The sequence below is a fragment of the Rahnella sp. PD4 genome, assembly GCF_049199325.1.
Taxonomy (GTDB): Bacteria; Pseudomonadota; Gammaproteobacteria; order Enterobacterales; family Enterobacteriaceae; genus Rahnella; species Rahnella perminowiae.
Genome location: NZ_JBLZQF010000003.1, coordinates 179068 through 191557, shown reverse-complemented (window position 1 = coordinate 191557; position 12490 = coordinate 179068). Strand labels below are relative to the sequence as shown.

The 12490-nt window shown below is 46.9% G+C and carries 8 protein-coding genes; all 8 read right to left on the bottom strand.

Features of this window, described 5'->3' with window-relative positions; translation table 11 throughout:
• Positions 1-598: 598 nt before the first annotated feature.
• On the bottom strand, positions 599-814 hold the full coding sequence (locus ACOZIO_RS09740; protein WP_129991327.1) for a hypothetical protein: 216 nt from the start codon (positions 812-814) through the stop codon (positions 599-601).
• On the bottom strand, positions 814-1776 hold the full coding sequence (locus tag ACOZIO_RS09735; protein ID WP_129991326.1) for a fimbrial protein: 963 nt from the start codon (positions 1774-1776) through the stop codon (positions 814-816). The genes ACOZIO_RS09740 and ACOZIO_RS09735 overlap by 1 nt, the downstream gene beginning before the upstream one ends.
• A complete protein-coding gene (locus ACOZIO_RS09730; RefSeq protein ID WP_421595224.1) occupies positions 1767-4223 on the bottom strand; it encodes a fimbria/pilus outer membrane usher protein in 2457 nt (818 codons plus the stop codon). The genes ACOZIO_RS09735 and ACOZIO_RS09730 overlap by 10 nt, the downstream gene beginning before the upstream one ends.
• Positions 4224-4272: 49 nt before the next feature.
• Positions 4273-4971, bottom strand: coding sequence for a molecular chaperone (locus tag ACOZIO_RS09725; protein ID WP_421595223.1), 699 nt, complete (start codon positions 4969-4971; stop codon positions 4273-4275).
• A gap of 68 nt (positions 4972-5039) precedes the next feature.
• Complete coding sequence (locus ACOZIO_RS09720; RefSeq protein ID WP_165385179.1) at positions 5040-5636, bottom strand: fimbrial protein; 597 nt, start codon at positions 5634-5636, stop codon at positions 5040-5042.
• A 573-nt stretch (positions 5637-6209) separates the two neighbouring features.
• Positions 6210-7634 (bottom strand): dihydrolipoyl dehydrogenase, encoded by a 1425-nt coding sequence (gene lpdA, locus ACOZIO_RS09715; RefSeq protein ID WP_421595222.1) that lies wholly within the window; start codon positions 7632-7634, stop codon positions 6210-6212.
• 213 nt (positions 7635-7847) lie between these two features.
• Positions 7848-9743: a pyruvate dehydrogenase complex dihydrolipoyllysine-residue acetyltransferase gene (gene aceF / locus ACOZIO_RS09710; protein ID WP_421595221.1), complete on the bottom strand. Its 1896-nt coding sequence runs from the start codon at positions 9741-9743 to the stop codon at positions 7848-7850.
• Positions 9744-9756: 13 nt separating this feature from the next.
• Complete coding sequence (gene aceE, locus ACOZIO_RS09705) at positions 9757-12420, bottom strand: pyruvate dehydrogenase (acetyl-transferring), homodimeric type (protein ID WP_129953178.1); 2664 nt, start codon at positions 12418-12420, stop codon at positions 9757-9759.
• Positions 12421-12490 lie beyond the last annotated feature (70 nt).

Sequence of the window (12490 nt, the reverse complement as noted above, 5' to 3'; positions counted from 1 at the left end):
TGGAATAGCGACCAGGAATGGCGTAAAACGCAAACTTATAATCGCCGAATTGATCTTCGGATCGCAAAACACCCTATTCATAGGAAATGGAAATAGTTCTTGCTCAGAAAAACAACTTCCCTATATTTATTCTTTATTGATGCCTCAACAGGTAATTACAGGTTTGCTTAATACATGAAATCTATGAGAGAACTTTAATCATTGATATTTCATATCAAAGTCAGGGTAAGTTTTGGGGATGCATGGAAAAAGCGTTTAAATAACAAGGAACGTTCAGTATGAAAAAAATCCTCCTGATGTTGATGCTCACGATGGCATCCCCTTCTTTTGCGCATATCAATGAAGACATCATGACATTTTTGCCCTTTTACCTGCCGGAAATATAAGGTTAGAAAGAGAATATGAAAGCTTTCCTTTAAAAACCAGAACGGAGCTTGAAACACGCTTAAAAAATAAAAACCTCAGATCCTACCCCCTCATTCCAAAGCAGCCCCAGTATGGTTTTGATGATAGATAAGATAACAAACTGCATCCGACGTGTGATCAGTCGCCAGCGCTAATATTCACATCAACGTGTACTCCCCCGGAACAAGATGCGCTAAAGGTTGCCGGTAAGAGCAACCTTTTTAACGAATAAATCATTGTAAATTTCCCGGTGCTGTGCGCTTCGCCGTAGCGGGTTATCTGCTGCATCAGCAGCGCTATCAGGTTTGACGGTTACAGGCGTCAAATTTGTCGGGTCAGCACTTCTAAAAATTGCCTCTTCATATATTATCCAAAGACAGCCGGAACCCTGCTCCGACGTTTCGCTCATTATAAATAGTCGATCCTTAATGTGGCCATAGCCGTGACAAGCCCGGGCTCGATTTCATTATCCGAAACAAAATAGTTAGCTGAAAGAAGAATATTATTTTTCGTCGTTTGTTGAAAGAGATCAGAAATATCAACGGGCTTATCGAGAACCACCGGAATATCCTTATAAGTTAGTCTTATGCCGACACCTTTGGCGCTGCCGGGCATATCCATCAATGCAATGGTATCCTTTAACCCTTTATAAAGATTACCTTTAATCGTCATGAATACGCCATGAACATTTTCACAACTTACAGGCACAGCAAAATCTGTACGTCCTGTATCTCCGTTATATCCTTTCGACTTATCTACGGTTAGCACCCCCATATCGACATTTATTAAATCAGTTAAGATATCGCAAGTGCCTGAAGTCATGAGGCCGGAAAGATGTATGCCAACACTATAAACGGATTGCTGATTATTGACACTTATCAGCAACGCATTATTTTCATCATAGTTTAACTGACCTGGTGCAACCTCATCTGCGGTCTTAATCAACTCAATACGCATATAGATATCATCCGCACCGAAAGTAGAAGTAACTTTCTCTGAGAAATAAAAAGGGAGCTTTTTCCATTTGAACCCCTCTTTTTGTTGCAAGGCCATCGTGATTCTAATACCCACGCCGCTAAGATTAGTCGCATAGGTATTTTTCGCAAGGGATAAACTGTGTAATTTTCCAATGGCTGTTATTTGCTGCAATCCGTTCCCTTCATTACAAATAAATTTTATATCTTTACCGGCCAGCGTAGAAAGCGTGCCTTCTTTTTTGTAAAGCACATCGCCGATAACGGCGCTGCTGAAGGATGTATTGATTTTTGGTAAAATATTAATGTTTAAATGCCCTTTACAAGCATGAGCACTTGATAAAAAAATAAGCGCATAAAATAGTACTGACATTAAAGGGATCTTAGTTAGTTGCATTCCAGCACCATTTTTACCATTGAGGATTTGCCAGCCTTTTTCTTTTGAGGCAATTTATAGTCAGTTTGACAATGTTGACCATTACCAAAATCTGCACTGAGAGTACCCTCTTCAGGCATCCCGGTGATATAAGCAAGGCCATTATCAGCAACATAAAATTCCTGGTCGCCAGGCACTAGTTTAACTTCCGTGCCAAAGGGCAACGGTAATGAATGGTAATTCAGAATCACAATGGCTTTTCGTCCAACCCGGGCTGCGAATTCTGCCAAAACAATAGCATCTTTTGTCGGAACAACGGTATTAACGAGAGCCGTAATTTCGACTTCACTGTCCCGCGCTGCCGGAGGTTCAACCTTAACGTCATTTTTACGGTAAGGTATAATATTAGGTAAGACAGCATACCCGTTACTGTCTGTTTTAATTCCATCATATCCCTCAATGCTAATATCACTGACATTAGGGATGCTGATTAATGCTGAAGCATTATCCATATACTGAGAAAAAGTAACCCCCCCCTGATGCAATAATACGCCTCCGGACATGCCGTATGTTAACTGTTTCTGCATTTCGTCATAGTTATAACCAATTTTTTCTTGGCCTGAACTGTTTTTATAATCCAGACTGACAGCGCCTTTTGCACCACTATTATCATTTTCGTATGACGTGCTGGCGGTATAAATAAGTGTTTGTTTATCATTTAGCGCATCGGAAGCAGTCACTAGCTGGGAGTTATCTTTACCGCCACTTTGCGTCATTAAATATGATATTGAACCGTAACTGGCATCAGATGAGAACACTGAAAACGGAACAGAAACTGTCAGCGCCAGCTGCTTATCCCATTCATTGTTATTACTCATTTTACTTTTACTGACGGCAACTGAGTAAGATATTCCGTTTATGGAGCCATTGACACCGGTCTGATATATGATATCAGAGGATTCTTCATATCCCGTCCGGCTAAGTGTGAAGTATATACTTTCTCCTTCATCACTCACGGGTTGATTTATATTCACTGACTGCCGGTTGCGTATTTTACTCTCATATTGATTAGGGTTATAAGCATCCTGAAAAGATAAATAATTATTACTATATAACCAGTTTTCAACATGAACAGTGGTATCGCTTGTTGAAATAACTTTTGCATAGGATAAACGTGCGGCAGTACCCGACTTTTTTTGATTCTCATACTCCGGTTGCGTTTTTTGATGAACAGCAGTGAGTGACAATGCACCCAAATGGCCGGCATCAACACCGATACCAAGACTGGCGGCCTGGTAGTGCTGGCTCCATTGCAATCCGTTGAGTAATGTCAGGTTATAAGGCAACCCCCAGGCGGTACTGGCCTGAATAACATTCGGCTTATTTCCTACTGTCTCATCCTTATATTGGCCCGCTAACAAACTGTATTTCAACTGCCCTTCACGCTGGAGTTCAGGTATCGATGCGTAAGGAATAATGTAGTGATTTTCCGCACCATTGGACTCCTTAATCGTAACATCGAGTTCTCCACCATCAGAAACAGGGACAATATCTTTTAAAGCAAAAGGCCCCGGTGGTACGTTAGTCTGGTATATGATATCTCCGGCGTTTCTCACTGTGACCTGAGCATAGCTTTTTGCAATGCCGCGCACGATAGGCGAAAAGCCGTTGATGCTGTTAGGAAGCATTGCACTATCAGAAGATAACTGAACGCCTAACAAAGCCAGAGGGTCAAAGATATCCTGCTGTGTGGAGAAATCTCCCATGGTCAGTTTGCTTTTAAGCGGGCGGATCGAGCGTTTGACATACATCGACAGGTTGTTCCATCCGTTGGAATTTGACCATGACGATGAATCTCGCAGACGCCAGGGCCCCACATTCAGCCCGTTATTCCAGTTGAGGAAATTATCGTTCTCCCGGGAAGATAAGGCGCTTTCCCCGTTATTCCGGGTGGAAGAACCGTCCAGACGATAATTGGAAATAAAGGCCGTAATCCCTTCATCCCACAGCGTTTCAGGCACATCATCTGCGACCTGTGACCGCAATGCTAACTGAGGTATAGATAAATCGAGCTGTAACTGCGATAAATCAGTGTGCACTGTAGCGCCTTCAATGACGCTATAAACAGGGCGGCAAGGCGCAGGCGTTTTGTTCATTGTCACCAATGATGAATGTTTATCTATCCCCATCTCCGTATATTCGTCCTCGCTAAAACAAGGCGTCAGCCGCTCATGGTCATCCATGATAAAATCCACCATGCGTCGGTCATAAAAATCCGAATTTATACTGATTTTGACGCGATATTTCCCCGGAGCGAGTTGCTTAGTTGAAAAATGTGTCAGGTCTGGTGGCGGGGTATTCTCATCGAATGTCTCAAGTAATGTAGGTTCAAAATATTCATCAGCGTGAGATGAAACTGAAATTACTGCCAATAAAAAAACAATACCCATTTTTAACGGATGGAACATACATATCGCGCCGCTGATGCAAGAAAATAGTCAATATCAATAATGACAATCACAAATTTTTGACAAACTCTTTACTCTGAGTACCTGTATCGCCTATTGCCCACCAGCTTATTTTTACTTTTTCGCCCAAAGCAGTATGTGCTGAATAATCTGCTGCACTATTGGGCGCTAACGTAGAATTGTCAGGTTTCAGGCTAATGGGAATTTTTTTGCCATTCAGGATTACCTGACTCAGCGTGACATAGTAAGGACTATTATTTTTTACATGGACAGTATCAGGTGATTTTTTTGTCCATTCCAGAGTGCCGATGGCTGCGGCCGGGTCCCCGGGCAAGCCCTCTGGTCGGTAAATAAGTTTCACCCGATGGCTGACCGCAATGACGACCTTATTTTTCAGCGCTTTTTTATCTAAAGCCGGTATTGATTTAACATTCAGCCAATATAAACTTTCCCGATCACTTGCTTCACCTTTCCCCGTATAAATAACACTAATTTTACTTTCGTTACCTTTCTCGAGTTTAAAAATGGGCGGCGTCACGGTAAAAGGTGCCCCTTTTATGTTCCACCCCTTGTCCACCCAGCTTTGTACCAGATAGGTGATATCGCCGTTATTCTTTACCCTTGAATCTTCACCATCATTTTCCGCATGATAAATGACGCGGCTGGAATCAAGGTCAACCGCAGACTGGCCGTAAGAGGCATAGCCTAGCAATAAACATGTTATGAAATATTTAACTGATATTTTCATGATATAATTTTCATACCAAAGCGTCGGTAATGATGTATTACCGACGGAGATTATTTACTGCCCTTAAGTTAAATAGCTTCTAAGGTCAACGTCGCCGAAACATAAACAGGGCCCGAAGTAGGTTCGTTTGCGCTCGTCGTCCTTACTATGCTTGCAGTGAAATCGTGCGTCGCCATGCCATCGCTGTCTGTTTGGTCTGGTGTTGAAGTCCCCATAGGATCAAGCGGTGTTGATTGACCACCGATTACCTCCCTGAAAGCAACCCCTACGTATTGCGCACCATCTACTCCCTGCGCGTTCTGAGCTATATATGAATTTTCTGTCGTTGACACTGCCATGAAGCGAATATGGACAGGCTTATTTGCCACACAGTTGCGGATTTTTACCTGGAAATCAACCGGATGAATATCCTTCCCGGCGGGCGCTAAAATGATGTCATTTAAATCGACCTGACCCAAATCAATGGATTTCGGTACACTCATATTGCAAAAGGTGGATGCATTATTCGTAACCGATCCAGTAAGGTTTATTTGGGCCTGATCTAAGGTGGAGGTGGCAAAAGCGCCGGCAGACATCAGCAGAACCGATGGCAGCAGGGCAAATTTAATCATAGATTTCATTTTGTATTCTCCATGTTTTAAACATAAGAAATCACCAGGATCCATTCCTGGTTTCTCACGCATTAAGGTTTTTCATTATTTTGTAACGTAAAGCATGCTAACTATATGATATTTTGAATTCACTCACCACTGCATTCAGTCTTTAAGTTAAATTAACCTTGATTTAAAATTACTTTTTAGTCATATGTTAATTAATCTCTTAGAAGCTATTAATTTGCTGTTTATATAATTAATATTAATTATCAATCGCAACCACAAACATCGGTTAAAGATATATATTTTATACATCAATACCGCCATATCCATTATCAATAAAAATTCACATGCAAAATGAAAAAAACATTAATTCTGTGATTATATTAAATTATTTGGTAAGAGATTAAATACATTGATCGGAGTGATCATTTTCATTCACTCTGTCTGAAAATAACGCATGAAGAATAACAAAAAAATAATGCTGGCAGTGATGCTTAATATTGGCAACCTACTCGTATCACTCAATAGAAGGGGACATTGGGGTATGAGAAGATAGATTCACAGAGAAGATAATTACCGGGCTGCGCTGCGTCAGCAAAAAAAAACGCCTCCGGAGAGGCGTTCATCAGCAAAAGCCAAAGATTACTTTTTCTTGGCTTTCGGGTTTGGCAGGTCAGTAATGCTGCCTTCGTAGATTTCTGCTGCCAGACCCACAGACTCATGCAGCGTCGGGTGAGCATGGATGGTCAGCGCGATATCTTCCGCATCACAACCCATTTCGATAGCCAGGCCGATCTCGCCCAGCAGCTCGCCGCCGTTGGTACCGACAATTGCACCACCGATAACACGGTGAGATTCTTTGTCGAAGATCAGTTTGGTCATACCTTCTGCACAGTCGGACGCGATAGCACGGCCGGAAGCAGCCCACGGGAATGTGGCGGTTTCGTAGCTGATGCCTTTTTCTTTCGCTTCTTTCTCCGTCAGGCCAACCCAGGCAACTTCCGGCTCAGTGTAGGCAATGGATGGAATGACTTTCGGATCGAAGTAGTGTTTCTTGCCGGAGATAACTTCGGCAGCCACGTGACCTTCGTGAACACCTTTGTGTGCCAGCATTGGCTGACCGACGATATCGCCGATAGCAAAGATATGTGGCACGTTGGTGCGCATTTGTTTGTCGACGTGGATGAAACCACGGTCATCCACTTCGATACCTGCAGCGCCTGCTTCCAGCAGTTTGCCGTTAGGTACGCGGCCGATAGCCACCAGCACGGCGTCATAACGCTGTGGTTCTGCCGGGGCTTTTTTACCTTCCATCGTGACGTAGATACCATCTTCTTTGGCTTCTACTGCGGTCACTTTGGTTTCCAGCATCAGGTTGAATTGCTTGCTGATTTTCTTAGTGAAGACTTTCACGACGTCTTTATCAGCCGCAGGGATCACCTGATCGAACATTTCTACCACATCAATCTGAGAACCCAGTGCGTGGTAAACGGTGCCCATTTCCAGACCGATGATACCGCCGCCCATCACCAGCAAACGCTCAGGGACGCTTTTCAGCTCCAGGGCATCAGTGGAATCCCAGACACGTGGATCATCATGTGGAATGAATGGCAGTTTGATTGGACGGGAACCCGCCGCAATGATGGCATTGTCGAAAGTGATGGTCGTCGGACCATTTTCGCCTTCAACAACCAGAGTATTCGCGCCAGTAAATTTGCCCAGCCCGTTCACGACTTTGACTTTACGGCCTTTCGCCATACCGGACAGACCGCCGGTCAGCTGGTTGATAACTTTTTCTTTCCAGACGCGGACTTTATCGATGTCCGTTTTCGGCTCGCCGAAAACAATGCCATGTTCAGCCAGTGCTTTTGCTTCAGAGATCACTTTCGCGACATGCAGCAGAGCTTTAGAAGGGATACAACCTACGTTCAGGCACACGCCACCGAGCGTGGAATAACGCTCAACCAGAACGGTTTCAAGACCTAAATCAGCGCAACGGAAAGCAGCAGAATAGCCCGCAGGGCCAGCCCCAAGTACCACGACCTGAGTTTTAATTTCAGTACTCATCATGACCTCTTAATTTATGTCCGGCGGGTCTGACGTCATTTTTGTGTTGCAACGCCCATCATCCACCGGGTCGTTCTATCCGCCCGCAGTTTACAAAATTGTTAACAAATTTGAAACAACAAACGGCATACGATTTGTGCTTAGTGCCTGAAAATCCCAAACAGCATGAAGAGATTATCAGAAAAAAGCCGGCCGTCTGGCCGGCTTTTTCGCTTACATCACCAGACGGCGAATGTCAGACAACACGTTGTTGATGATGGTAATGAAGCGCGCACCATCAGCCCCGTCAATCACACGGTGGTCGAAGGAGAGCGACATTGGCATCATCAGACGCGGTGTGAACTCTTTACCGTTCCAGACTGGCTCAATGGCAGACTTGGAGACACCCAGGATAGCCACTTCCGGCGCATTAACGATTGGCGCGAAATGGGTCGTCCCGATACCGCCGAGGCTGGAGATGGTGAAGCAACCGCCCTGCATTTCACCGGCAGTCAGCTTACCGTCACGGGCTTTCTTGGAGATCGCCATCAGCTCACGGGACAACTCGGCGATGCCTTTTTTGTTCACGTCTTTGAAGACCGGAACAACCAGACCGTTTGGCGTATCGACCGCCACACCGATGTTGATGTATTTTTTCAGCGTCAGTTTCTGACCATCTTCGGACAGAGAACTGTTGAAGCGTGGCATCTGCTCAAGCGCAGCCGCAACGGCTTTCATGATGAAGACCACCGGCGTGAATTTCACGTCCAGTTTGCGTTTAGCGGCTTCATCGTTCTGCTGTTTACGGAACGCTTCCAGCTCAGTGATATCGGTTTTGTCGAAATGCGTAACATGCGGGATCATCACCCAGTTACGGCTCAGGTTCGCACCAGAGATTTTCTGGATACGGCCCAGTTCGACTTCTTCAATTTCACCGAATTTGCTGAAGTCCACTTTCGGCCAAGGCAACATGCCAGGAAGACCGCCACCCGTTGCGGCTGCCGGCGCGGCTTCCGCACGTTTGACCGCATCTTTCACGTAAGTCTGCACGTCTTCGCGCAGGATACGGCCCTTACGGCCGGTCCCTTTGACTTTCGCCAGGTTAACGCCGAACTCACGGGCCAGACGACGGATAACCGGCGTGGCGTGAACGTAAGCATCGTTCTCAGCGAACTCGCCTTTGCTCTCTGCTTTAACAGCAGGTGCAGCGGCTTTTTGTTCCTGTTTCGCCGGGGCAGCCGCTTCTTCTTTCTTAGCCGCCGGAGCAGCAGGCGCAGCGCCTTCTACTTCAAAGACCATGATCAGAGAACCGGTGCTGACTTTATCGCCCGCCGCGATTTTGATTTCTTTCACCGTGCCCGCGAACGGTGCCGGGACTTCCATTGAGGCTTTGTCGCCCTCAACGGTGATCAGTGACTGTTCAGCACTGATTTTGTCGCCGACTTTCACCATGATTTCAGTGACTTCCACTTCGTCGCCACCGATATCAGGTACGTTCACTTCTTTGCTGCCGGACTGAGCCGGAGCCGCAGGTGCCGCGTCTGATTTGGTTTCTGCAGCAGCGGCAGGTGCGGCTGCACCCGAGCCTGCCACGTCGAAGACCATGATCAGAGAGCCGGTGCTGACTTTATCGCCCGCAGCGATTTTGATCTCTTTTACTTTACCCGCGAACGGTGCAGGGACTTCCATAGAAGCTTTATCGCCTTCTACGGTGATCAGCGATTGTTCAGCTGTCACGGTGTCACCTACTTTCACCATGATTTCAGTGACTTCTACTTCGTCGCCACCAATATCAGGCACGTTCACTTCTTTGCTTTCGCTGGAAGCAGGTGCGGCGGCAGGCGCTTTCTCTTCTGCTTTGGCTTCCTGTTTCGCAGGTGCCGCATCAGCAGCACCATCAGCGGCGTCGAAGATCATGATCAGTTTGCCGGTTTCAACGGTATCGCCAACCGCAACTTTAATTTCTTTGACCACGCCAGCCTGTGGAGAAGGCACTTCCATAGAAGCTTTATCGCCCTCAACGGTGATCAGCGATTGTTCAGCTTCAACTTTATCGCCCACCTTCACCATGATTTCGGTGACTTCCACTGCATCTGCACCGATATCCGGTACGTTAATTTCAATAGCCATCTGTCTTTACCTCTTATGCCAGACGCGGGTTAACTTTTTCTGGATTGATATCGAATTTCTTAATGGCTTCAGCCACTACAGACGTTTCGATTTCGCCGCGTTTAGCCAATTCACCCAGCGCAGCAACCACAACGTACGATGCATCCACTTCGAAGTGGTGACGCAGGTTTTCGCGGCTGTCTGAACGACCGAAGCCATCCGTACCCAGAACGCGATAATCACTGGCCGGAACGTATGTACGAACCTGTTCAGCAAACAGTTTCATGTAGTCAGTTGACGCTACCGCTGGCGCATCGCTCATTACCTGGGCGATGTACGGAACGCGTGGTGTTTCGGTTGGATGCAGCATATTCCAGCGCTCACAATCCTGACCGTCGCGGGCCAGTTCAGTGAAGGAGGTCACGCTGTAAACGTCAGAACCTACGCCGTAATCTTTGGACAGGATCTCAGCGGCTTCACGTACGTGACGCAGGATAGAACCTGAGCCCAGCAACTGCACTTTACCTTTGCTACCTTCCAGCGTATCTAACTTGTAGATACCCTTACGGATGCCTTCTTCCGCGCCTTCTGGCATGGCTGGCATGTGGTAGTTTTCGTTCAGCGTGGTGATGTAATAATAAATGTTTTCCTGCGCTTCACCGTACATACGTACCAGACCATCATGCATGATGACAGCCACTTCGTAAGCGTAAGACGGGTCGTAAGAAATACAGTTAGGGATAGTCAGAGACTGAATGTGGCTGTGGCCATCTTCATGCTGCAGACCTTCACCGTTGAGGGTAGTACGACCTGAAGTACCGCCGATCAGGAAGCCACGCGCCTGTTGGTCACCCGCTGCCCAGCACAGGTCGCCGATACGCTGGAAACCAAACATAGAGTAGTAGATGTAGAACGGGATCATTGGCAGATCGTTGGTGCTGTAAGACGTCGCTGCGGCCAGCCATGAAGATGCGGCGCCCAGTTCGTTGATACCTTCCTGCAGGATCTGACCTTTCTCGTCTTCTTTATAGTAAGCAACCTGCTCACGGTCCTGCGGGGTGTATTGCTGACCGTTCGGGCTGTAAATACCAATCTGACGGAACAGACCTTCCATACCGAAAGTACGCGCTTCATCGGCGATGATCGGGACCAGACGGTCTTTAATGGAGTCGTTTTTCAGCATCACGTTCAGGGCACGGACGAAGGCGATAGTGGTAGAGATCTCTTTCTTCTGCTCTTCCAGCAGTGGTGAGAAGTCTTCCAGTTTCGGCATTTCCAGCTTCTGAGTGAAGTTTGGCAGACGAGTCGGCAGGTAGCCTTTCAGCGCAGCACGACGCTCATGCAGGTATTTGTATTCTGCAGAGTCTTTTTCCAGCGTGATGTACGGCAGTTTTTCCAGATTTTCATCGGTGACTGGCACACTGAAACGATCACGGATATAGCGCACGCCATCCATGTTCATTTTCTTCACCTGGTGAGCAATGTTTTTACCTTCGGCAGCGTCGCCCATGCCATAACCTTTAATGGTATGCGCAAGGATAACGGTCGGCTGGCCTTTGGTATTCTGTGCTTTGTTCAGTGCAGCGAAAACTTTCTTCGGATCATGACCACCACGGTTCAGTGCCCAGATTTCGTCGTCGGTCATATCTTTGACCAGCGCCGCAGTTTCAGGGTATTTACCGAAGAAATGGTCACGAACGTATTTACCGTCGCGGGACTTGAAGGTCTGATAGTCGCCATCAACGGTTTCGTTCATCAGCTGGATCAGTTTACCGCTGGTGTCTTTACGCAGCAGTTCATCCCAACGGTTGCCCCAGATCACTTTAATCACGTTCCAGCCAGCGCCTGAGAAGATGCCGTCAAGTTCGTTGATGATTTTACCGTTGCCGGTTACCGGGCCATCAAGACGCTGTAAGTTACAGTTGATGATGAAGCACAGGTTATCCAGTTTTTCACGGGTCGCGATGGTGATCGCACCTTTGGATTCTGGTTCGTCCATTTCACCGTCGCCCAGGAATGCGTAAACGCGCTGTGCGGAGGTATCTTTCAGGCCACGGTGTTCCAGATATTTCAGGAACTTAGCCTGGTAGATGGCACCAATCGGGCCCAACCCCATCGATACCGTCGGGAACTGCCAGAATTCAGGCATCAGTTTAGGGTGCGGATAAGAAGACAGACCTTTACCGTGAACTTCCTGACGGAAATTGTTCATCTGCTCTTCAGTCAGACGGCCTTCAAGGAAAGCACGTGCATATACGCCCGGAGAAATGTGGCCCTGGAAGTACACCAGATCGCCGCCGTCTTTTTCGTTGCGCGCGCGGAAGAAGTGGTTGAAACACACTTCATAAACAGTCGCAGAAGACTGGAAGGAAGCCATGTGACCACCGAGTTCCAGATCTTTCTTGGAGGCACGCAGAACGGTCATGATGGCGTTCCAGCGGATAGCGGTACGAATATTACGTTCCAGCTCCAGGTTACCCGGGTATTCAGGTTCGTCTTCAACAGCGATGGTATTGACGTAGTTACGGCTGGCTGCGCCAGCAGCGACGCTTACGCCGCCCTTACGCGCTTCACTGAGAACCTGATCGATCAGGAACTGTGCACGCTCAACACCTTCTTCACGGATGACCGATTCGATCGCTTGTAGCCAGTCGCGAGTTTCGATCGGATCCACGTCATTATTTACACGTTCTGACATGGTGCTTTTCCTTATCTGTCTCTAATACGTTGGTTTATCTGGAGCCTGTCTTCCTGCACTCTTTCAAAAA